Here is a 22,646-nt window from a genome sequence, read left to right as displayed (position 1 = left end):
CATCACGCTAACCAGGGAGCTCGAGCACGCTGAGATCGCCGGCGGCCAGCGGGGCAAGGCGACGGGCGATCACATCGTGTGAGTGCTGCCTCACGGCGCGTTGGCGCGCGGCGGCGCCGATCGCATTCCGCAGCTCGGCATCGCCGAGCAGTCGCGCGAGCGCATCGCGAACCGCCCTCACGTCGCGCGGTTCTACGACGTATCCCGTCTCGCCATCGGACACGGCCTCGGGTGATCCACCACTCCGACCGGCGACGACGGGTAAGCCACACGCGGCTGCCTCGAGGAACACGATTCCGAAGCCCTCCGCCTCGAGGCCACCCCACCGTTCGCGACAGACCATCGCGAACACGTCAGCGCTCGCGTAGAGCGCGGGAAGGTCGGCGTCATCCACGCGCCCGAGGAAATGGCACCGCTCGCCGAGACGCCGGGCCCGCCGCTCGAGTCGACTTCGGTCGCGGCCGGTTCCACCGATCGCGACGTGCACACCGTCGAGTCCCGTGACGGCCTCGATCACCACATCGAAGCCCTTGCGAGGCACCAACCGACTGACGCCCACCACGAGCGGCACATCTGGTGGGATACCGAATCGTGCGCGCGCCAACGCGCGTTCGTCAGCGTCGAGCGGACGAAAGCGCGCTGGGTCGACACCTGGTGACACGACGAGTGTCGGCACCGCCCTGCCGGCCACACGGTTGACGACCGACGAGGTGTAGGCGCCGGCCACGATCACCCCGGCGGCCCCGCGGAGGACGCGACGACCGATCGTCCCGGTCACCGGTAACTGCCCGTACACCGTCACCTCGGCACCGTGTGCGACCACCACGTATGGCGCTGCGGACAAGCGAGGCCCGATCGCCCCGAGAGGAACCATCGGATCGACGAAGACCACCGAAGCCTCGACCTCGCGAGCGAGCGCATCGACGCGACGCCGGACGCCCCGTGTCGGGAGCAGGAAACCGGCGTCCGCGCGTTCGATCCGGAAGGTCTGCCGCGCGTCCCAGGTGGCGGCGTCTGGATGACGGGTGGTGAAGACCGTGGTCTCCGCCGCCGGCAGGCGACTCCAGAGCTCGTACAGGTACGACTGGATCCCACCGACCTTCGGCGGGAAGTCGTTGGTCGCGAGGACCGAGGTCATGGCCCTGGGTGCTCGGCCGCGAGCGCGCCCGCCTCGCCCAGCGCCACCGCGCGGGCCCGTTGCATGGCACGCATGCGCAACGCGACCACCCCGATCGCCGCCGACACCGCGCCGGCAGCGAAGGCGCCGCGGTAGCCCGCGAAGGACGCGACACCACCCACGATCAGCGATCCGAGCCCTTGTGACAGGTCGAAGAAACTGCTGAACGTTCCGACCACCGACGCCCGCTCCGTGTCGGGCGCCCCGCCGAGCGCCAAGAGCAACAACGCGGGATAGAGCAGCGATGCACCACCCGCGAACATCACGGTGCCGGCGATGAGCCCGGCCGTGGTCCCCCAGGCCGCCATGATCGCCATGCCGATCGTGGAAAATGTCAGTGCGAGCATCCCCGCGGTGCGAGCACCGAGCGCGTCGGGGAGGCGCGCACCGACGACACGGACGACGAGCACGAGCCCGCCATAGACGAGGAAGACCGTCTCCGCGCTGCCAAGACCGACGTCGTCCACGTAGAGCGGGACGAACGCGGTGAACGCAGCCAGCGCGATGAGCCCTGAGAAGAGGACGGCCCCTGGCCCAACCGCGGCGCGATTGATGATCCGCGAGTCGATCGGCACACCCTCGGGCCGAGGGACCTCGCGCGTGAAGGTTCCGAGGCCGGCGGCCAGGAGACCGAGGCCGCAGCTGACCATCCACACCGTCTTGGTGCCGCCGCGGTCGAGCAACGCCTCACCGAGCGCCGGCCCGAAGGCGAGGCCGCCGTAGACCGCCACCGACCAGTAGCTGAAGGCCTCACCGCGGCGTGCCGGCGGCGCGAGGTCGGCGATCATCGTCGCCGCGCCCACGAAGAACGCTGCCTCACCGAGACCGGTGAGGACGCGGGCGCCCACGAGGAACGCAAGGGAGTCGACCGCGCCGTACGCCAGCACCGAGAGGGCCACAACGAGCGCGCCGCTGACGATGAGGATCCGACGCCCGAAGCGGTCGCCGAGCCGTCCGGCGTAGGGACGCAGCAGCACCGCGCCGACAAACAGCGAGCCGACGGCGATGCCCACCGACACGCTGCCACCACCAAGGTGGTGCTTGACGTACTGCGGCACGACCGGCAGCACCACGCCGAGGGCCATGAAGTAGGCCAGGCCCGAAGCCACGACGAGCACGAAGCGCGCCGTGATGAGCCGCGTGGGCGGCGCCGTGCTCAAAGATCCAGCGTCGCGCCAGGCTCGATCCCGGCACGCCGGAGGATCTTCGCCTTCATCTGCGCGAGCACATCCCGGGGGGCGGCAGCGATCTCCGTTGCCACCGCGACTGCTGTTTCAACCACCTGATCCTTCTGCACCACCCGACTCACCAAACCGAGCGAGTGCGCCTCCGCCGCGTCGATGCGTCGACCGGTGAGCGTGAGGTCACGCGCGACGGCACCACCAACCAGGTCGTGCAGCGGCCCGTACACAACCTGTGTGAACGAGTGCTCGGGATGCCCGAACTGCGCGCCGTCGGCCGCGATGCGCACGTCGCACATGACGGCGAGGTCGAAGCCGCCGCCGTAGGCGGATCCGTTGACTGCGGCCACCGTCGGCAATGGGAACTCGATGATCGTGCGGTGCCAGCGATCGCTGGACGCCCAGAGCTTGTCGACGAGATCGGCATCGGCGAACTCGCCGAGATCGAAGCCTGCACTGAACACGTCACCCGCGCCGGTCACGACGACCACACGGCATCTCTCGTCTGCCGCGAACGCGTCGAGTGCGTCGCTCATCTCGTCGCGCACTGCGATCGAGAGCGCGTTTCGCTTGTCCGGGCGGTTCAGCGTCAGGCTCGCGATGCCGGCGTCATCGGGTCCCTCAACAGTGACGAGCGACATGGTCACCCCTCCTGCTGCGCCGCGGACACGGCGTCGTCGAAGCTGGCTCGCTCCGACACCAGACGGCGGTACTTCATCAACACCCGTGGGCGGCTGAACCCCACCGCACCGACCAGTCGACCGGCCCGGCCGACCGCGGCGACGAATCGGAACTCGTCGAGCGCTCCGTCGACCACCTCGATCATGTCGTCCCCGCGCACATGACCAGCCACTTGGATCTTCAGGTCGTACTGGTCGGACCACACGAATGGCACCGGCGCGAAGGGCTGCGCCGTCTCGGGAGTCGTGAGCAGTCGCTGCGCGGCCGCCACACCCTGCTCGGCCGCGTTCGTCCAGTGCTCGAGTCGCATCAGCTCGCCATCGAAGAGCGGGTTCGGCCACCGGCACACATCGCCTGCGCTCACCACCCCCGGTGCGGCGGCGAGCGTCGCGTCGCACACCACGCCGTTGTCGAGCTTGAGGCCGGAACTTTCCAGCCACCCGGTCGCGGGCTCGACGCCGACACCTACCACGACGACGTCGGCGTCGATCGACGTTCCGTCGTCCAGCCGCACCCGCTCCACGCGGTCGGTGCCATCGAACCCGGCCACCCCGACGCCGGTGCGCAGGTCCACACCATGACTGCGGTGCAGGCGTGCCAAGACATCGCCGAGCGCCGGGCCGAGGCCACGGACCATCGGCGTCGGCAGCGCCTCGAGCACGGTCACGTCGAGACGTCGATGGCGGCACGTTGCCGCGACCTCCGCGCCGATGAAGCCCGCTCCTACCACCACGACGCGCGGCGCATGTTCGAGCTCGGCTCGAATGGCCAGGCAGTCGTCGAGCGTGCGCAGCACGTGGATGCCGGCGAGCGGTGGCGTGCCGGGAAGCTCACGCGGCTGTGCACCGGTCGCGATCACACATCCGCTGAAGTGGATGTGCTCCCCGCCATCGAGCGTCACGACGTGGCCGGCGACGTCGAGAGCCTCGGCGCGCCGACCGAGACGCCAGTCGATGTCGAGATCGTCGTACGGCTGACGGCGCAGGGCGATGTCGTCGACCTGGGCCTCCCCCGCGAGCAGGTCCTTCGACAGCGGCGGTCGGTCGTAGGGAAGGTGCGTCTCGGCGCCGACCAGGACGATGCGTCCATCGAAGCCGAGCCTGCGCAGCTCTTCGACCGCGCGCAACCCGGCAAGGGACGCGCCGACCACCACGAACGTCGTTGCCGGCATGACCCGGCGACCCTACCCGTGCCATCCTTCCGCCCGAGCCGCTGATTCCGAATGAGGTGGAACGAAGTGACTGTGGACGAAGAGCTCCTGGCGTCGGTCGAGGAGCAGGTGCTCTGGCTGACGATCAACCGGCCCGACGCAGGGAACGCGATCACGCCCGATGTCCGGAACCGGGTCATCGAACATCTTGCCGAGGCGAACGACTCCTTCGATGTGCGCGCGGTGGTCATCACCGCCAGCGGCGAGAAGCACTTCTGCACCGGTGCCGACCTGCGGGCGGGGCGGGCCGAGCCGCCGCCGCGCCCCGAGGGCTCACCCGATCGGATCCCAGGTGACGCGGCCCGCATGATCCGCGGTGGCATCCAGCGCCTCATCGCCGGGATCCTCGACTGCGAGAAGCCCGTGATCGCCGCGGTAAACGGCACCGCGGCGGGTGGTGGCGCGCAGATCGTCATGGCCTGCGACCTTGCCGTGGCTGCCGACAACGCGCGACTGATCCAGGTGTTCGTCCGCCGCGGGCTCATCCCCGACGGTGGTGGCGCATACCTGCTCCCCCGCGTCGTCGGCATGAAGAAGGCCAAAGAGCTCGTGTTCTTCGGCGACGACGTAAATGCCGAGGAGGCCGAGCGGCTCGGGCTGTACAACAAGGTCGTGTCCCAGAGCGAGCTCCGCGCGACCGCGAAGGAGTGGGCGGAGCGGCTCGCCTCCGGACCGACGAGGACGCTCGGATTCGCCAAGCGCCTGCTGAACCGGTCGCTCGACGCCGACCGCGCCACGCTGTTCGAAGAGGAGGCGCTCTTGGTCGAGCTGGTGACGGCAACGGAGGATTGCACCGAGGGGAGGGACAGCTTCATCGAGCGCCGCCCTGCCGAGTTCAAGGGCTGGTGAGCGGTTGAGCGGGATCCAGAGGCGAGGATCAGCGGCGCAGGTACCCTGCGCCGCCCGAGCCGTGGCCCGAGCGGCCCCGCGGAAGCGGCGGCTTTGCCGACCGCTGGAGCAGGAGCCGTCGCTCGCGACGGCGACCAGGCAAGGCCGCGTAGCGCCATGAGCGGGATCAAGGACCAGGTCGCGATCGTCGGCATCGGTCAGACGGCGTTCGGCAAGGGGCTCGAGGATTCCGAGCTCTCCCTCGGGTGCCAAGCGATCTCGATGGCGCTCGACGACTGCGGGATCGCGCCGTCCGAGGTGGACGGCACGGCGTCGTTCACGATGGAGCTCAACCGCGAAGTAGACGTCGCTCGCAACGTCGGCTTCGGCGACCTGACCTACTTCTCCCAGGTCGGCTACGGCGGCGGCGCGGGTTGCGGCACGATCCTGCACGCGGCGATGGCTGTGGCCACCGGGCAATGTCGGGTGGCGGTCGCCTGGCGGGCGCGCAAGCGCGCGGCCAAGTCGAGTCGGCCGTGGGCGCAAGTGCCCCAGCGACTCGAGGACCACTGGCAGTGGAGCCGACCGTGGGGACTGCTCCGACCGGTCGACGAAGTCGCGATGCTCACGCGGCGGTACATGCACGAGCACGGCGGCACGCGCGAGCACCTCGCCAACGTGGCCATCGCATTCCGCAAGCATGCGAACCGAAACCCCGCGGCCACGATGCACGACCGCCCGCTCACTCGCGAGCAGTACATGGAGGCGCGCTGGATCTCCGAGCCGCTGTGCCTCTTCGACAACTGCCTCGAGACCGACGGCGCGCTCGCGGTCGTACTGGTCTCTTCCGAACGCGCGAAGGACCTCCCGCAGAAGCCGGCGTACGTGCACTCCGCCGCGCAGGGGCTGCCGCCCCAGCACCAGACGATGATCAACTACTTCAACGACGACCCTCTCTTGGGGCCATCCTGGGCCGCGGCCGGGCAACTGTGGCGCGAGTCCGACTTCAAGCCCGCGGACGTGAAGTGCGCGCAGATCTACGACGCGTTCAGCCCGCTCGTGCCGCTCTCGCTCGAGGGGTACGGCTTCTGCAAGCGCGGTGAGGGCGGCGAGTTCACCAATGATGGTGCCCTCGAATGGCCGGACGGACGGTTGCCGACGAACACCGCCGGCGGCGGGATGTCGGAGGCGTACGTACACGGCTTCAACCTCGTGCTCGAAGGCGTGCGACAGATGCGCGGCACGTCGACAAGTCAGGTGGACGGGGCCGACAGCTGCTTGGTCACCAGCGGTGAGGGCGTCCCGACGAGCGCGTTGCTCTTGAGGAGCTGACATGACTGCAACTGGATTCCTCCTTCCTGATGTCGAGAACGAAGACGGCGCGCCGTTCTGGGCCGGCACCGCGCGCGGCGAGCTGCTCGTACAAGCCTGCGGCGAGTGCGGAAAATGGCGATTCCCGCCGCGACCCATGTGCCCGCACTGCCGCTCCACCGCCACGAGGTGGGAGCCCGCCGCCGGCACCGCGACCATCTGGGGATTCGTGGTCCCGCATCCACCGTTGCTCCCCGCGTACGGGGAGCTCGCGCCCTACAACGTGATCGTGGTCGCGCTCGACGAGGACCCGACGATCCGCATGGTCGGCAACCTCCTCGCGTCACCCGACGGCGCGATCAACGAGATCGACCCCGAGACGATTCAGATCGGCGAGCCGGTGCGCGTGGTCTACCAAGCGGTCGACGACGTCACGCTCCCCCGCTGGGTACGCGCCTGACGAGCGGGAGATATGACGAAGCCCGGTCCGTACGGACCGGGCTCCATCGGTACACCGATGACGGCGGGACGGGGGGAGACCCGCCGCGCCACCGGCGTAGTTCTGTTGGCTCAGGCGGCCTTGCGCTCGGCCTCCGGCTCGGACTCCGTGCGGAGGTCGGCAAGGGTGCGCTCCCAGCGCAGCTGCCGGGCGATCCACGCCAGCGCCTTGTCGCGCTCTTGAGTCTTGGTCGCCATGGTTCCTCCTTCGTCTGTTGGCGGTGCATGACCGGTGTATTGACACTGAGAGTATCTACTCATAGTGTAGATGCTGTCAAGTTTAGTGACGGACGTCACACCCGGCCCCGCCCGGCGTTGCACCGGAGACCATGACCGACACCACGGAGACCTCCCCGGCCCCGCCCTCCCCGGCCCCGCCGGCCCCGGACGGCATGCGCATCGACGACCTGGCCCACCAGGCCGGGCTCACGGTCGACACGATCCGGTACTACCAGCGTGAGGGGCTCCTGCCGCCCGGCGAGCGTTGTGGCCGCACGAACGTCTACGGCGCGGAGCACCTCGATCGCCTCGCTCGCATCAAGGAGCTGCAGGCGCGCCGGTTTTCGCTCGCCGCGATCAAGGCGCTGCTGGCCGAGCGGCGTGAGGGCCTCGTGGAGGGCATCTTCGCCGACCGCGGTGGCGCCACGTACACGCTCCAGGAGCTCATCGAGCGCGCCGGCATCGACCCCGACCTCGCGGCGGCGCTCCGGACGTCCGGGCTGCTGCGGGACCCCGCCGAATACGGCCGCGACGCCTACGACGGCGACGACCTGGACCTTCTGCGCACGATGGCCGAGCTCCATCAGCTCGGGCTGCCCGCGCATGCGCTCGTCGAGCTCGGCCGGATCTACGCCGACGGCATCGAAGCCACCCAGCGCGAGGTCGTCGACCTCTTCACCACCGGCGGCTCGTTGCCCTGGCCGGACGACGACCTCGTCCGCTTCCAGGACGACGCTGCCAACGCCGCCACCGAGATCCTCCCCCGAGCCCGCCGCCTGGTGGACTACCTCCACCACCGCACGATCCAACGCCTCACCCTTGGCGCCATCGAGCACGATGCACTCCCCGATCCCGCGGACGAGTCGCCGGTCACCGACACCTGAACGCGAAACGGCCCCGAGCCAAGCCCGGGACCGTTCCTCCGCGCCGCGTGGTTACGCGGCTGCCAGCCCCTGCGTTGCAGCCTTACGTCGACGGCGCGTGATCAGCAGGAGCAACCCGCCGATAACGAGCAGCCAGGCACCCGACTTCCAGAGCAGCTCCGAGCTCGATCCCGTGAAGGGCAGTGCTCGGGTCACGCTGATTCCCGCGACCTGCGGGTCGAAGAGGTTGGTCACCACGATGTCGTGGGCCGGGCTGTTCACGGTGAGCGTGAACTTGCCGTCGTTCTGCGGCGAGAACGACACCGAGGTCGCTCCGCCCGTCTCGGGCTCGCTCACCGTGCAGTTCGTGCCGGTGTTGAGGTCGATGTCGATGCCGGTGACTTGCTTGACGCCACCGGTGGCGTCGAAGGTCAGGTCGACGTTGGTGCCGTCGGTGCAGCTCACGTTGACCGTGTACGTCACGTTCGAGCCGACGCCGGGCTTCCCCGTGCCGTCGACCGCCTTCTGCACCTGCACGGAGCCGACCGCCTCACCACTGGGGTAGATGTTGCTGACCGCGATCTCGCGGGTCTGCTCGGACACGATCGTGACGCCTGCATCCGGGTCGATCACCGTCGTCGCACCCTTGCTGTCGGGCTCGGTCGCGGTGCACAGCGCGTCGGCAGGGATGTCGGTGATCGTCCAAGGCCCGGGGTTGGCCGTCGTGAAGTCGTGCGTCTTCGGGAAGCCGGGCACCGTCTGACCGTTGAGCGTGCACGTCACGTCGACCGTGAACGGGTAGCCCTGGCCGATGGCTGGCTCGCCGTGCACCGTCTTCGTCACCTCGAGCGCACCCACGCCGAACACGTTCTCGACGCCGATGCTCTTCGTCTGGTCGGCGACGATGGCCGCCGGACTCCCGGTGATGTTCACCGAGTCCGCGCCACCGTCGTCCGTCTCGTCCGCGGTGCACGACGCCCCCGACGGGATGCCGTTCACGGTCCACGGGTTGGTCCCACTCGGCGCCGCCGCGTCGAACTGGTGGTTCTGCGGAAAGCCCGGCACCGTCTCGCCGTTCTGCGTGCAGGTCAGCGAGACCGTGAACGGGTAGCCCTCACCCGGCCCGGGCGTGCCCGTGACCAGCTTCGTCAGCTCCGCGCTCCCAACCGTGAACACGTTCTCGACACCGATGCTCTTCGTCTGGTCGGCGACGATGACCGCCGGACTCCCGGTGATGTTCACCGAATCCGCGCCACCGTCGTCCGTCTCGCCCGCGGTGCACGACGCCCCCGACGGGATGTTCGAGATGTTCCACGGGTTCGACGCGCTCGGCGCCGCGGCCGTGAAGTCGTGAGACTTGGGGAAGCTGGCCACGATCTGACCGTTGAGCGTGCACGTCACGTCGACCGTGAAGGGATAGCCCTCGTTCGGGCCGGGCGTGCCCGTTACCGACTTGGTCACCTGCAAGCTGCCGACGATGAAGACGTTCTCCACGGCGATCAGTGCCTGCTGGCCAGCGACGATCGTCGTCGGGCTGCCGGTGATGTTCACCTGATCGGCGTCACCGGTGTCGGTCTCGGTCGCGGTGCACGACGATCCCGCCGGGATGGCCGTGATCACCCATGGCCCGGGGTCGCCGGTCGTGAAGTTGTGGTTCTTCGGGAAGTCCGAGACCGTCTGACCGTTCAGGGTGCAGGTCACGGACACGGTGAAGGGGAAACCCTCATCCGGCCCGGGTACACCGGTGACCGACTTCGTCACCTGGAGACTGCCCGGCGTGTAGGTGTTCGTGACGGTGATCGACGACGTCTGGCTCGACGTGATCGTCACCGGGCCGGTGATGCTCTTGACCGCGCCCTTGCTGTTCGTCTCCGTCGCGCTGCACGACGAGCCCGACGGGATGTTGTTGACCGTCCACGGGTTCGACGCGCTCGGCGCGGCTGCGGTGAAGTCGTGCGACTGCGGGAAGGCCGGCACCGTCTGGCCGTTGAGCGTGCACGTGACATCGACGGTGAAGGGGTAGCCCTCCCCCGGGCCCGGCGTGCCCACGATGACCTTGGTCACCTGGAGGCTGCCCGGCGTGTACGTGTTCGTGACGGTGATCTCCTTCGTCACGTTCGTCACGATCGTGACGCCACCGGTGATCGAGACGATCGCGCCCTTGCTGTTGGGCTCGCTGGCGCTACAGACCGCGCCTTCGGCGATCTTCTCGATCGTCCACGGGTTCGACGCGCTGCTCGCTGCCGCGAGGAACTCGTGCGACTGGGGGAAGCCCGGCAGCGTCTGGCCGTTCTTCGTGCAGGTCACGTCGACCGTGAACGGGTATCCCTGACCAGGGCCGGGGTTGCCGACCTGGACCTTCGTGATCTTGACCTTGCCGCCGTCTGCGTACTTGTTCTTGACCTGGATCGACTTCGTCTGGCTCGACGCGATCGTGACGGAGGTCGGGCTGATCGTCTTCGTCGCCCCCTTGCTGTCGGCCTCACTCGCCGAGCAGGAGGAGCCGTTCGGGATGCCGCTGATCGTCCAGGGGTTCGACGCGCTGGTCGCGGGCGCGAGGAAGTCGTGCGACTGGGGGAAGCCCGGAACGTTCTGGCCGTTGAGCGTGCAGGTCACCGAGACGGTGAACGGGTAGCCCTGGCCCGGGCCGGGCGCGCCTTCCTGCACCTTCGTGACCTGGAGGCTGCCCGGCGTGTACGTGTTCGTGACGGTGATCGCCTTCGTCTCGTTGGTGACGATTGTCACGGAGCCGCTGATCGATTTCACCGCGCCCTTGCTGTCGGCCTCGGTCGCGCTGCACACCGCGCCTGCAGGGACGTTGGTGAGCGTCCACGGGTTCGAGGCGCTGTTTGCCGCCGCGAGGAACTGGTGCGACTGCGGGAAACCGGCCACGTTCGAGCCGCTCTTCACGCAGTTGACCGACACCGTGAACGGGTAGCCCTGGCCCGGGCCCGGGTCACCGACCTGGACCTTCGTGACCTGGAGACTGCCGGGCGGCGCGTTGCAATTGCTCGGACGCTGGACGGTGAAGCTGGTCGACGACGGACCGGACTGTCCGGCGCTGTGACCCTGACCTGCGGGCCACTTCCAGAAGCCGCTCACCGTGAGCTGCACCGACGAGAGGCTGTTCGGGATGTTCGCGGTCTGTGCCGGGACCGAGCCCTGACCCGCGGGCGGGACGTTCGGCGACGACTCGGGCACGTTTGTGCTCGTGTCGTTGTTGATCGTGAGCCCGGTGACGGTCTGGCCGTTGTTCACCGACGCGGCAGTGAGCCGCATCCACTTGTAGCTCGCGCTCTCGGAGTTCGAGACGATCCAGCTCACGTTCCACGAGCCATCCGTGTTGCACGTGGTCGTGCCGCTGAGCACGGGATGGTGCGCGAACGCGATGCCGATGTTGAGCGCGAGGTACGCGCCAATGACGGCGACGACGGTCAAGACGGCCGTCAGGCGGACGCGCCCCTCGGATGCAGCACAGCGTGCACGGAACGACGACAATGAGCCCAGCACTCCGGTCCCCTTTTCCTTGTTCCGAGCACGCACTCGCGCGCCCGGTCATAAGGAAATGGGCCGGTCTCACCGCTGCTCCACCCAACCCAAGGTGACCGCTTACGGGTCGGGCCTCAACGCTCCCATTTCTTCCTGCCGAACTTGACTCCCACTACCACTACAGGTGGTGGGAACATCACTTTAAGTGGTCGGACCAGGGCTGTCAAGCCACTCGGCGAAGAGTGCCGTCACGAGGAGTGGGGGCATGGGTGCACGCCGTGAGCTGGCCCCAAGGGCTCGACGAGGTCCGGTGCCCCGCCTGTCCGCTCCGGGTGCGTCAGTCGTCGAGGTGCCAGATGCGCGCGGCATTGCCGCCCGTGATCTGCGCCTTCTCCTCGTTCGGGATGTGCCCCATCGTGTCTTCGATCACCTTGCGCGAGTACGGCCAGTCGTTGCCGTGGTGCGGGTAATCGCTCGACCACATGATGTTGTCGAGACCCGCAGCGTGCCGGAGCGCGATGCCAGACCGGTCGGTGATGAACGTCGCCGCGTTGTTGCGGTACCAGTAGAACGACGGCGGGTGCTTGATCGGGAGATCGCCCCACACGCGGTTGCGCCAGTACCGGTCGTCCACTGCCTCGATGAAATGCGGGATCCAGCCCACACCGCTCTCGATCCAGCAGACCTGAAGCTCGGGGTACCGCTCGAACACGCCGGTGAAGATCATCTGGGTGATCGCGCCTGCAGTCGCCGAGAACACGTTGCTCATCCCGCCGATCGCCTTGGCCCGCGTGGCCTCGCTCGACATGTCGTAGAGCCCGGCCCCGGATCCCGCCTTCGCCGCCGCCTTGCGCTGCGCGGCGCGCTGCTTCCGGCTGATGATGTTGATGTGGATCGACACCGGCATGCCCTCGTCGCACGCCGCCGCCCAGAACGGGTCATCGTCGCGTGACACGCTCTCATCGCCCGACGGCCAGCACGAGATGATCACACCCTTCGCGCCGCGGGCCTTGGCCTTGCGGAGCGCGTCGACGGCGGTGTCGATGCCGATGGACGGCATTTGCGCGAGGCCGATGAGGCGCGAGGGGTCGGGGGCGCAGAACTCTTCGAACACGAAGTTGTTGTAGGCCTCGATGCCAGCGAGGACGAAGTCGTCGTCGTCGTCACCGAGGAAGTGGCCGACTGTTCGCTGCGGAGGGAAGAGCAGCTCGGCCCACACACCGTCGATGTCCATGTCCTTGAGACGCTCGGCACCGTTGTAGCAACCGGCACGCGCCTCGTCGTAGGTGACGCCGTACCACTTGAAGTCGTCGAACGGCTTGCCCGGCGTCGACACGAGACCGATCGGGTCGGGGGTGCCGCCGGCGTGCAGCCACGCGTCGCCACCCTCGTGGTCCTTCACGAGCTTGGGCGCCTTCTCCTGGTACTTCTCCGGCAGCCAGTTCTTCCAGATGTCGGGTGGCTCGAGGATGTGGCAATCGGCGTCGACGACGCGAAGGTCGCGCATATTCTCCCCTTGGTCGGCTGCGGCGGCCCCAGGGTGGCCGCGCGGCTCAAGAGTACGCTGACACGAGCGTCAGGCAACAACTTCGGGAGCGCCCCGCGAGCGCACGAGCAGGAGAGTCCATGGCAACACTGCTGGAGGGCCTCCGCGTCCTGGACCTGGCCGGCGAGGCGGCCGCGATCGCGGGGCGGGTCCTCGGTGACCTCGGCGCCGACGTGGTGGTGGTCGAGCCCCCGGGCGGCGCCCCGCTGCGGGGCCAACCGAACCGGTTCCGGGCCTGGGCTGCGGGCAAGGGGAGCGTGGAGGTCACGGGTCCCGACGACCCCGCCCTCGACGAGCTGCTCGCCACCGCCGAAGTGGTCATCGACACTCCCGGCGCGCCCGACGCGCTGACGATCGATCCCGGCCGCGCCCCACACGCCGTGTGGGTGAGCGTCACGCCCTTCGGCACGACCGGCCCCCGAGAAGGCTGGCGCGCGTCCGACCTCGGCGTGCTCGCCGCGAGCGGGAACATGTACGCGACGGGGAACCCCGACCGACCGCCGGTCCGCTGCACCGAGCCTTCCGGCTACAACCACAGCGGCGGCGAGGCGGCGTTCGCCGTGCTCACCGCGCTCTGGACCGGTGCACCGCAGCGCGTCGACCTCTCGATGGTCGAGTGCACCGACATCGCCAACATGGCGCAGCCGGCGCGCTACGCACGGTCGGGCTACCGGGGCACTCGACTCGGAGCGAACATCGGTCGCTCCCGTGAGATCTGGCCCGTGAAGGATGGCTGGGTGTCGTTCGGCCTCCGCGGGGGGAAGGCGCGCATCCCGAGTCTCCAGATCATCACCAAGGTCGTGAGCGAGGAGGACGGCGTCGACGCGTCGGTGCTGCTCGCGCAGGACTGGTCGACCTGGGCCATCGAGGAGGTGCCCGAGGAGACGTTGCGCGCGGTCGAGCGGGCGGTCGGCGAGTACTTCTCGCGCCACACAATGCAGGAGCTGTACGAACTCGCGTGCGAGACCAACCTCATGCTGGCGCCGGCGAACTCACCGAAGCAGATCCTCGCGAGCAAGCAGCTCGACGCGCGCGGGTTCTTCGCACCGCTCGGTGACGCCAAGCAGTTCCCGGTCTCGTTCGTGCAGGTGCGCGCGGCCGACGGCGAGGTTGACCGGGTCACGCCGCGCTCCCCCGCCCCCGAGCTCGGCGGCGGCCCCCAGGTCTCGTGGGGCCCGGCACACGCGTTGCCCGCAAACGCTGCATGGAAGCCTGGTACGTCCGCGTGGCACGGCGTGAAGATCCTCGAGTTCGGGTCGGGCGCGGCGGGTCCGATCGCGACCCGCTACTTCGTCGAGCACGGCGCGACCGTGATCCGGGTGGAGTCGCGTGCACGCCCCGACTTCCTGCGGATGATGGCCATCGGCCCACGGAATCCCCACGGGGTCGAGGGATCCGAGATGTACGACGGCCTGAACGTGGGCAAGAAGAACGTGACACTCAACCTCAAGCACCCCGAATCGGTCGCGCTCGTGAAACGACTCGTCGTGGAGTGGGCCGACGCGATCGCGGAGAACTACGCGCCGCGCGCGATGCGGAACTTCGGTCTCGACTACGACACGTTGTCGGCGATCAAGCCCGACCTCGTGATGATCAGCGCGTGCCTCAACGGCCAGACCGGCCCGCACAAGGACTACCCCGGGTTCGGCGGTCAGGGTTCCGCGCTCTCGGGGTACAACTGGCTCACGGGCTGGCCAGACCGTGAGCCGGTCGGCCCGATGGGCACGATCACCGACTCCCTCGCGCCGCGGTACGTGTCCACCGCGCTCGCTGCGGGTTTGCACTATCGGCGCCGCACCGGGAAGGGCTGCTACCTCGACCTCGCCCAGGTGGAGAGCGGGATCTGGACCCTCACACCCTGGTTGCTCGAGTACCAGCTCGACGGCGTGGTCGGCGCACGCGACGGCAATCGCTCGCGCCGAGCCGTGCCCCATGCCGCGTTTCCGTGTGTCGACGAGGGCGACGTGTCCGATCGGTGGGTCGCGATCGCCTGCTGGTCCGACGAGGAGTGGGCCGCGCTGGCGAAGATCATCGGCGTGGACGATGCGTCGCTCTCGACGCTCGAGGCCCGCCAAGAGCGGATCGACGAGGTCGAGGCGGCCGTGAGCGCGTGGACGAGCTCACGCAGCCGCGAGACGATAGCGAACGAGCTCCAGGCGCGCGGCATCGAGGCCGTGCCGGTCCAGGACTTCGGTGACGTGCACGACGACCCGCAGCTCGCATCGCGCAACCATTTCGTCGCGCTTGAGCACCCGTTCATGGGTCCCGGTCTCTACGAGCGCAACGGCTTCCGCATCGCCGACGCGCCGAGCGGCTACGACCGCGCCGGCCCGACCATGGGCCAGGACAACGACTGGGTGCTCGGCGAGCTCCTCGGCCTCTCCCGCGAGGAGCAAGAGCGGCTCCTGTCCGAGGGCGCCGTCGAGTAGCGCGCATTTGCGTCGCTGCTCCGGAACTATCCCGGTGCAGCGACGCAAGAGTGCTCGCTTTAGGCGGGCATGGCGAGGCCGCCGTCGACAACGAGGGTTTGGCCGGTGCAGAACTTGGCGTCGTCGCTGGCGAAGAACACCGCGGCACCGGCGAGATCCTCGGGCTCGAGCCGCTGCTTCATCGCAGTCATGCCGGTCATCCCCTCGAGGAACATCTCGGGCACCACCTTCTTGGTGGCCTCGGTCATCGTGATGCCGGGAGCGATGCAGTTGACGGTGATCCCGTACTGACCGAGCTGCGCCGCCATGAACTTCGTCAGCCCGATGACGCCCCACTTCGTGATGCTGTAACTGAAGTTGCCGAGCCCACTGAACTCGTCCATCGGCGGGAACATGTACGAGTAGGCCGCACCTGAAGACTGGTTGACGATCCGGCCCCACTTCTGCTTGACCATGTACGGAGCGACCGCGCGACTCATGAGCCACGCGCCGTGCTGGTTCACGCTCGTGACCTTCTGCAGGTACTCATAGCTCACGTCGGTGTTGTCGATGTCGTGGTAGAGCGCGGCGTTGTTGATCAGGATGTCGACGGTGCCGAACGCGTCGGCGGCCGCCCTGGCGCAGGCCTCCCCCGACTCGGGGTCGGCGATGTCGGTGCGCACGTAGATGGCCTCGCCCTTGCCCTTGATCGCGTCCATGCCCGCCTTGCCGCGCTCCTCGTCGAGCTCGGCGACGACCACCTTGGCGTCCTCGTCGAGGAACCGCTGGGCGTAGCCGAGACCGATGCCCTGGCCCGCGCCCGTGATGATCGCGACCTTGCCTTCGAGTCGGCCTCCCCCGCGCGCCATCAGGCTCGGTGGATCAGATTGAAGGTCTCGGTGACGACCCGATCGCCCGACGTCTCGTCGCGCCACGTCGTCTCCATGACGATGAAGGTCATCGTCTTGCCCTTCGCCTCCTTCTCGTAGACGTCGGCGATCTTGCCTTCGCTCACGAGCACGTCGCCCACCACGATCGGCCGGTGGAACACGAAGTCCTGCTCACCGTGCAGCACGATCCCGCCGCCGGCCATGAGCTTGCCCATGAACTCGTTCATGGGATGGCTCCCCTTCGTCGGGTCCGGCGGCTGGGTTTCGCCCGCCTTGCCCATGTGCTGCATCGCGAAGCTGAAGGTCGGAGGTGCGGGAAGATCGGCGAAGCCGGCCGCCTTCGCCGCGGCAGGGTCGGAATAAACCGTGTTGGGGTCCTTGAGGGCGCTCGCGAAGAACGACACGGGTCCGCGCTCGATGCGCACGCGGCTCGCACTGGTGGGCCGTCCGATCAAGCTCTTGTCAACCGCCATCGAAAGTTCTCCCTTCCGACGCGCCAGGGCGCGGCGTTTGACGACCGCTGCGGGCGCCGCGGTACCGTGACGCCGGCGTCAGTTTTCAACGGAGTCGGAGGAACACGCAAATGTCAGGGATGTTGGACCGCAAGGTGGCGATCGTCACGGGAGCCGGACGCGGCGTCGGGCGCGGCGAAGCGGTCATGCTCGCCGACCACGGCGCCAAGGTCATCGTGAACGATCTCGGCGGCTCCGTCACCGGCGAAGGCGCCGACCAGCGTGCCGCCGACGAGGTCGTCGACGTCATCAAGGCACGGGGCGGCGAGGCTGCGTCGAACTACGACGACATCTCGGATTACCAGGGCGCCGCGAACCTCGTAAAGTCGGCCGTCGACGCGTTCGGTCGGCTGGACGTGCTCGTGAACAACGCAGGCATCCTGCGCGACAAGATGATCTTCACGATGCCGGAGGAAGACTTCGACTCCGTCGTGCGCGTGCACATGAAGGGCACGTGGAACACGATGAGCCACGCGTCGAAGTACTGGCGTGAGCAGTCCAAGGCCGGGAACCAGCCTCGCGCGTCGATCGTGAACACCGTTTCGAGTGCCGGCCTCCAGGGCCAGGCAAGCCAGTCGAACTACGGCGCGGCCAAGGCCGGCATTGCGGCGATGACGATCATCGCCAGCCTCGAGCTGTCGCGCTACGGCGTGCGCGCCAACTGCATCGGCCCGGGCGGGTTCACCCGCATGGTCGGCCAGGCGATGGAGGGGATCGAGGTCAAGAACCCGGAGGAGTACACCGAGTTCGACGGCATGAACCCCGGTAACTCGGCGCCCGGCGTCGTGTTCCTGGCCTCGGACGATTCGATCCCGATCACGGGCCAGGTACTGCGCGTTGTCGGCAACAACCTCGCGCTGTACAAGCCATGGGAGCTCGGTGAGCAGTTCTTCAGCACCGACAAGGAAGGGAACCCCACGCAGTGGGACCCCACCGAGATCGGGCCGACGCTCAACAAGTACGTGTTCAACACCGTCAATCCCGGCATCGCGCGAATTCAGCGGTAGGCCATGTTTCCCGACTACGAGACGCTGCTGTACGAGGAGAAGGACGGCGTCGCGTGGGTCACGATGAACCGGCCCGAGCGGCTGAACGCGTTCAACTCGCTCATGCAGCGCGAGCTGCACGATTGTTGGCGCAAGCTCCGGCGTCACGACGACGTGCGATGCGTCGTGCTCACGGGCGCCGGCGAGAAGGCCTTCTGCACCGGCATCGACCGCATGGAGCAGATGGGCGGCGAACACGACGAGTCGACCGATCCCAACGTCGTGGGTTCGGGTTCGACGCCGTTCATGTTCAACGACCCCGGCGACAACATCGGGCCCAAGAGCAGCGACATGTGGAAGCCGGTCATCGCCGCGGTGAACGGCATGGCTTGCGGTGGCGCGTTCTACATGCTCGGTGAGGTGGAGTTCATCATCGCCGCCGAGCACGCCACGTTCTTTGACCCGCACGTCACCTACGGCATGACCGCCGCATTCGAGCCGATCCACATGCACGATCGCATGCCCTTCGGCGAGATCATGCGCTTGTCGCTGCTCGGCAACTACGAGCGCCTCTCCGCGCAGCGCGCCTTCGAGACCGGCCTCGTCTCCGAGGTCGTGCCCAAGGAGGAGCTGCACGACGCCACCGCGTGGGCCGCCGATGCGATCGCCGCCCAACCTCAGCTCGCGATCCAGGGCACGGTGCGCGCCATCTGGGCCGCCCGCGAGTTCTCGAACCGACAGGCGGTGGCGTTGGCCTACGCCTACGTGGCGCTCGGCACTGACTGGGAGTCGATCGCCGCCGGCCAGGAGATGTTCACGAGCGGCAAGAGGATCGACTGGAAGCTGCGCTGAGCGGCACAGGCGTCGCCATCGTCGGCGCAGCGCTCTCGGACTGCGGGCGCGTCGACGTCAAGACCCCGTTCGAGCTCCACTACCAAGCGGCGAGTCGGGCGCTCGCTGATGCCGGCTTGACCAAGGCCGATGTCGACGGCTTCGGTTCGAGCGGCACCGGACTGCTCGCTCCCATCGAGGTGGCGGAGTACTGCGGGTTGCGGCCGACCTGGGTGGACGGAACCGGCGTGGGTGGCAGTACGTGGGAGTTCATGGTCGAGCACGCGTGCGAGGCGATCCAGGCCGAGCATGTCAACGTGGTCGTACTCGTGTACGGATCGACCACGCGCGCCGACCTCAAGGCCCATCGGCGAGCAACCGCCAACCTGTCGTTCGGCGTGCGCGGCCCGATCCAGTTCGAGGTCCCGTACGGACACACGCTGATCTCGAAGTACGCGATGACGGCGCGACGTCACATGCACGAGTTCGGGACCACCATCGAGCAGCTCGCCGAGATCTCCGTATCGAGCCGGTACAACGCGTCGCTCAACCCTGACGCGTATTACCGGGAGCCCATCACGATCGACGACGTGCAGAAGTCGCGCATGATGGCGGATCCGCTCACCAAGCTTCATTGCTGCATCCGGAGCGACGGCGGGGGCGCGGTCGTGCTCACCTCCGCGGATCGTGCTCGTGACCTCAGGAGGGCACCGGTGCGGGTGCTCGGAACCGGTGAGACGGTCTCACACACCACGATGAGCGAATGGCGCGACTTCACCGAGTCCCCGGCGGCACGATCCGGGCGCCTCGCGTTCGACCGCGCCGGCCTCACGCCAGCCGACGTGGACGTCTGCCAGTTCTACGACGCGTTTACCCCGATGGTGCTGCTCACCTTCGAGGCGCTCGACTTCTGCGCCAAGGGAGAAGGTGGCGCCTTCCTCGAGGGCGGCACGATGCGCGTCGGCAGCGCGATGCCGACCAACACCGATGGCGGCGGGCTGTCGGCCTGTCACCCCGGGATGCGCGGCATGTTCCTGCTCGTCGAAGCGGTGAAGCAGCTCCGGTGTGAGGCCGGCGCCCGGCAGGTGGACGGCGCCGAGATTGCGTGCGTCAACGGCACCGGCGGCTGGTTCTCGTCTGCGAGCACCGTGCTCCTCGGCGCCGGGTAGGCATCCAACACAGGCCCCCACTCCGGAGTCCCAGGTGTCTCTCCCAGCCGATTCTCGCGAACCCCCTCGGTGGATCGAGCTGATCCCACCGGCCGCGCTGCTCGCGTCCTTCGGGGTGATGGCGGCGATCCGCCCGAACGCCGTGCGCGACCTGTTCTCGGGGACACAGGCGATCGCGGTGACCATGGGCATCGTGGCGGGTTGGCTCGTCCTCTCTCGACTGGTCCTCCCCCGCGTCATCAGGAACGGTTGGATTCGAGTCGGGGCGCTCAGCGCGCTCGCGGTCGCGCTCGTCATCGCGCTGATCCTTCCCAGCATCGTCGACAAGAAGGTGGTCGAGGCGATCCCGGCGGCGATTGCGAAGCCGAATACCGCCCCTGGCGCGGGTCGAGACCCGGTAACGACAACAGTCGCCGCGCCCGTCCGCCTCCAGGCCGGCACGCTCAGCGGTATCGACCATGACGCATCGGGGGCAGCGGTCGTCTACCGCCAACCCGACGGTTCCTACCTCGTCGGCCTCGAGGGGATCGACGTGGAGCCCGGACCTGACTACCGCGTGTACGTGGTGCCCGGCGCGGGGCGTGAGAGTCCAGGTGACGAGGGCGTGTTCCTCGACGGCCTGCGCGGGAACCAGGGCACGCAGTACTACTCAGTCCCCCCCGGCACCGATCTCGAGTCCGGCGAATGGACCGTGCTCATCTGGTGCCGAGCGTTCGCAGTTCCCGTTGCGAACGCGACGCCTTCCTAGGCGCGCTCGCCAGCGCGCACCTAGCCGTTGAAGAAACCGCGGTGCACGATGGTGCTCAGCGTTCCGAGCACGACGCCGTCTTCCATGGCGACGCGCCGCGAGGCGAGGGCGTAGCTGAATCGCTCCAGCATCGCCATCAGCGCGCCCACCGCCGCCTCGTCCGACACCTCACCATCCACACCGGCCTCGCGCATCCGCTGACCGAGGTTGTCGCCGATCGCGGTGAACGCCTTCACGCCGAGGCGGTCGACCTCGCGATCACCAACCTGGTCCTCCATCCACGCGCGGATGACCGGTCCGTACCGGCGATACGTGTCGAGGAAGCGACCGAGGAACGCGCGCAGCTCGGCGCGACCAGCTTCGTCGGGCGTCACAGGCCCGATCGTCTCGGCCAGCCTCGTGAGCTCCTGCGCGCAGTCCACCGCCAACGCACGAAGGAGGTCTTCCTTGTTCGTGAAGTACAGGTAGAAGGTGCCGTGCGACGCCTTCGCGGCGCGTACGACATCGTCGACCCGGCTCGCGTGGTAGCCGCGCTCTGCGAACACACGAAGCCCCGCGTCGAGGAGCCGGTTCATGGTCTGCCGGCCCTGCGCGCGGAGCTCGCGTTGACGCGCCGGCGTGCCGGTTGTTCCGCCCGGCTCGTCGGCCGACGACTTGTACGATGCGGCCACCCCGCATCCTCCCTATGGGAACGAGCCGAGGCCCGACATGCTCGCCGCCACCCTACGCGAGGCCGCCCGACGCTTCGGCGACTCGCCCGCGTACATCACCGCCCATGGCTGGGAGCTCTCGTACGTCGATCTCGACCGGGTGTCCGACGCAGTCGCATCGGGGTTCGCCCACCGCGGACTGGAGCCTGGCGATGTCGTCAGCCTGATCCTTCCGCCCGGCCCCGAGTACCTGGTGTCGTATCTCGCGGCGGCCAAGGTGGGTGCGATTACAGCCGGCGTGAACGACCGCCTCACCGCGGCCGAGCGCGACGCCGTGCTCGAGCGAGCCGGACCCCGCCTGGTCCTGGCCGCGCCCGGATTCCTCCCGTCTGACCACGACGCGCTCGAAGTTCCGCCTGCCTCGTCGTTCGACGCGCTCCTCGCGCCCCTCCGACACGAGGGCAGTCCCCCGTCGTTGCCCGATGATCCGAATCGCCCCGTCGCCATCATCTTCACGTCGGGCACAACCGGCACGCCGAAGGGCGCGCTGTATTGCAACCGTCAGCTGGCGTTCATCACGCAGACCGACCTCGGCGAAGCATGGGGAGGTGGCGGACGAAGCTTCAACGGCACGTCGTTCGCGCATCTGGGCTTCATGACGAAGCTCCCCGGCAACCTCCGGCGGGGCGGGCTCACCTTCCTCATGACTCGCTGGAGCGCGCGCGGTGCCCTCGAGCTCGTCGAGCGCGAGCACATGACCAGCGTCGGCGGTGTGCCCACGCAGCTCGCACTCATGCTGCGTCAACCCGACTTCGACGACTACGACCTCGAGAGCGTGACGACGATCACGACCGGCGGCGGGCCGCTGACCCCCGGGCTCGCGCAGGAAGCCCGCGCCAGGTTCGGTGCCCGGCTGGCAACGCGCTACTCGTGTACCGAGGCCGGCATCGGACTCGGCACTGCGTTTGACGACCCCGATGAGGACGCGGTCGTCAGCGTCGGTCGACCGCACTCAGCGGTTGACCTCGGCGTCTTCGACGAAGACGACCGGCCCGTCGCGGAGGGGGAGGTGGGCGCGGTCTGCTTGCGGTCCGCGGCCACGATGACGGGGTACTGGGGTGACCCCGAGGCGACGAGCGCCGCATTCACTGCCGATGGCTACGTGCGCACCGGCGATCTCGGTTGGGTGGATGATTGCGGGCGTCTGCGTCTCGTCGGGCGGAGCAAGGAGATGTACGTACGCGGTGGTTACAACGTGTACCCGGTCGAGGTGGAAGGCGTGCTTTCGACACACCCCGGAGTCGCCGCGGCGGCGGTCGTCCCGCGACCCGACAGTGTCATGGGCGAGGTCGGCGTCGTGTTCGTCGTCCCGCGCGACCCAACCGTGCTCCCCACACTCGAGGCATTGCGCGACTTCGGACGCGACCGCCTGGCTGCCTACAAGCTCCC

20 protein-coding genes and 1 riboswitch are annotated in these 22,646 nt (G+C 68.4%); of the genes, 10 read left to right on the top strand and 10 right to left on the bottom strand.

Translation table 11 applies throughout. The features are described from left to right. Positions 1 to 7: 7 nt before the first annotated feature. Genes WEE69_09110 through WEE69_09095 form a run of 4 tightly spaced genes read right to left on the bottom strand, consistent with a single transcriptional unit; the run spans position 8 to position 4,210 of the window. Positions 8 to 1,138 carry a glycosyltransferase family 4 protein gene (locus tag WEE69_09110; GenBank protein ID MEX1145450.1) on the bottom strand — a complete coding sequence of 377 codons (1,131 nt, stop codon included), beginning with the start codon at positions 1,136 to 1,138 and terminating at the stop codon, positions 8 to 10. Beyond that, positions 1,135 to 2,337, bottom strand: a complete 1,203-nt coding sequence (locus WEE69_09105) for an MFS transporter (GenBank protein ID MEX1145449.1) — start codon at positions 2,335 to 2,337, stop codon at positions 1,135 to 1,137. Before WEE69_09105 ends, WEE69_09110 begins: the two co-directional genes overlap by 4 nt. Next, positions 2,334 to 2,999 (bottom strand): enoyl-CoA hydratase/isomerase family protein, encoded by a 666-nt coding sequence (locus WEE69_09100; GenBank protein MEX1145448.1) that lies wholly within the window; start codon positions 2,997 to 2,999, stop codon positions 2,334 to 2,336. Before WEE69_09100 ends, WEE69_09105 begins: the two co-directional genes overlap by 4 nt. Before the next feature lie 2 nt (positions 3,000 to 3,001). Continuing rightward, positions 3,002 to 4,210 (bottom strand): FAD-dependent oxidoreductase, encoded by a 1,209-nt coding sequence (locus tag WEE69_09095; protein ID MEX1145447.1) that lies wholly within the window; start codon positions 4,208 to 4,210, stop codon positions 3,002 to 3,004. A gap of 66 nt (positions 4,211 to 4,276) precedes the next feature. On the opposite strand from WEE69_09095, the gene WEE69_09090 reads away from it, so the two are divergent. The 3 genes from WEE69_09090 (at position 4,277) to WEE69_09080 (ending at position 6,848) form a co-directional block, all read left to right on the top strand. Next, the gene (locus WEE69_09090) at positions 4,277 to 5,098 is read left to right on the top strand and encodes an enoyl-CoA hydratase/isomerase family protein (protein MEX1145446.1); all 822 of its coding nucleotides are present in this window, start codon (positions 4,277 to 4,279) and stop codon (positions 5,096 to 5,098) included. Between the two features lie 156 nt (positions 5,099 to 5,254). Continuing rightward, the gene (locus WEE69_09085; protein ID MEX1145445.1) at positions 5,255 to 6,409 is read left to right on the top strand and encodes a lipid-transfer protein; all 1,155 of its coding nucleotides are present in this window, start codon (positions 5,255 to 5,257) and stop codon (positions 6,407 to 6,409) included. 1 nt (position 6,410) lies between these two features. Then, entirely contained in the window at positions 6,411 to 6,848 is a 438-nt protein-coding gene (locus WEE69_09080) for a zinc ribbon domain-containing protein (protein ID MEX1145444.1), read from the top strand. A gap of 110 nt (positions 6,849 to 6,958) precedes the next feature. Here WEE69_09080 and WEE69_09075 read toward each other — a convergent pair whose 3' ends face one another. Beyond that, positions 6,959 to 7,084, bottom strand: coding sequence for a hypothetical protein (locus WEE69_09075; GenBank protein MEX1145443.1), 126 nt, complete (start codon positions 7,082 to 7,084; stop codon positions 6,959 to 6,961). A gap of 194 nt (positions 7,085 to 7,278) precedes the next feature. On the opposite strand from WEE69_09075, the gene WEE69_09070 reads away from it, so the two are divergent. Beyond that, positions 7,279 to 7,989 carry a MerR family transcriptional regulator gene (locus tag WEE69_09070; GenBank protein ID MEX1145442.1) on the top strand — a complete coding sequence of 237 codons (711 nt, stop codon included), beginning with the start codon at positions 7,279 to 7,281 and terminating at the stop codon, positions 7,987 to 7,989. 51 nt (positions 7,990 to 8,040) lie between these two features. Here WEE69_09070 and WEE69_09065 read toward each other — a convergent pair whose 3' ends face one another. Then, positions 8,041 to 11,478, bottom strand: coding sequence for a DUF5979 domain-containing protein (locus WEE69_09065; GenBank protein ID MEX1145441.1), 3,438 nt, complete (start codon positions 11,476 to 11,478; stop codon positions 8,041 to 8,043). Positions 11,479 to 11,527: 49 nt separating this feature from the next. Then, positions 11,528 to 11,610, bottom strand: a riboswitch (cyclic di-GMP riboswitch). Between the two features lie 184 nt (positions 11,611 to 11,794). Next, entirely contained in the window at positions 11,795 to 12,964 is a 1,170-nt protein-coding gene (locus tag WEE69_09060) for an amidohydrolase family protein (GenBank protein ID MEX1145440.1), read from the bottom strand. 119 nt (positions 12,965 to 13,083) lie between these two features. Between WEE69_09060 and WEE69_09055 the strand changes: the two genes are divergently transcribed. Then, a complete protein-coding gene (locus tag WEE69_09055; protein ID MEX1145439.1) occupies positions 13,084 to 15,432 on the top strand; it encodes a CoA transferase in 2,349 nt (782 codons plus the stop codon). Positions 15,433 to 15,491: 59 nt separating this feature from the next. Here WEE69_09055 and WEE69_09050 read toward each other — a convergent pair whose 3' ends face one another. Together WEE69_09050 and WEE69_09045 are read right to left on the bottom strand one after the other, a co-directional pair. Further along, positions 15,492 to 16,280: an SDR family oxidoreductase gene (locus WEE69_09050; protein ID MEX1145438.1), complete on the bottom strand. Its 789-nt coding sequence runs from the start codon at positions 16,278 to 16,280 to the stop codon at positions 15,492 to 15,494. After that, a complete protein-coding gene (locus WEE69_09045) occupies positions 16,280 to 16,774 on the bottom strand; it encodes a MaoC family dehydratase N-terminal domain-containing protein (GenBank protein MEX1145437.1) in 495 nt (164 codons plus the stop codon). The genes WEE69_09050 and WEE69_09045 overlap by 1 nt, the downstream gene beginning before the upstream one ends. Before the next feature lie 110 nt (positions 16,775 to 16,884). Between WEE69_09045 and WEE69_09040 the strand changes: the two genes are divergently transcribed. The 4 genes from WEE69_09040 (at position 16,885) to WEE69_09025 (ending at position 20,547) form a co-directional block, all read left to right on the top strand. Beyond that, entirely contained in the window at positions 16,885 to 17,820 is a 936-nt protein-coding gene (locus WEE69_09040; GenBank protein ID MEX1145436.1) for an SDR family NAD(P)-dependent oxidoreductase, read from the top strand. A 3-nt stretch (positions 17,821 to 17,823) separates the two neighbouring features. Then, positions 17,824 to 18,651: an enoyl-CoA hydratase/isomerase family protein gene (locus WEE69_09035; protein MEX1145435.1), complete on the top strand. Its 828-nt coding sequence runs from the start codon at positions 17,824 to 17,826 to the stop codon at positions 18,649 to 18,651. Continuing rightward, on the top strand, positions 18,648 to 19,799 hold the full coding sequence (locus WEE69_09030; GenBank protein ID MEX1145434.1) for an acetyl-CoA acetyltransferase: 1,152 nt from the start codon (positions 18,648 to 18,650) through the stop codon (positions 19,797 to 19,799). Before WEE69_09035 ends, WEE69_09030 begins: the two co-directional genes overlap by 4 nt. A 118-nt stretch (positions 19,800 to 19,917) precedes the next feature. Further along, on the top strand, positions 19,918 to 20,547 hold the full coding sequence (locus WEE69_09025; protein ID MEX1145433.1) for a DM13 domain-containing protein: 630 nt from the start codon (positions 19,918 to 19,920) through the stop codon (positions 20,545 to 20,547). A gap of 20 nt (positions 20,548 to 20,567) precedes the next feature. On the opposite strand, the gene WEE69_09020 is transcribed toward WEE69_09025, so the two are convergent. Continuing rightward, positions 20,568 to 21,218, bottom strand: a complete 651-nt coding sequence (locus WEE69_09020) for a TetR/AcrR family transcriptional regulator (protein MEX1145432.1) — start codon at positions 21,216 to 21,218, stop codon at positions 20,568 to 20,570. A 37-nt stretch (positions 21,219 to 21,255) separates the two neighbouring features. Here WEE69_09020 and WEE69_09015 point away from each other — a divergent pair. Then, on the top strand, positions 21,256 to 22,646 hold a 1,391-nt coding region (locus tag WEE69_09015), incomplete at its 3' end, for a class I adenylate-forming enzyme family protein (protein ID MEX1145431.1).

The sequence above is a fragment of the Acidimicrobiia bacterium genome (assembly GCA_040881685.1).
Classification (GTDB): Bacteria; Actinomycetota; Acidimicrobiia; order IMCC26256; family PALSA-555; genus SHVJ01.
This window is presented reverse-complemented; position numbering and strand designations above follow the sequence as displayed.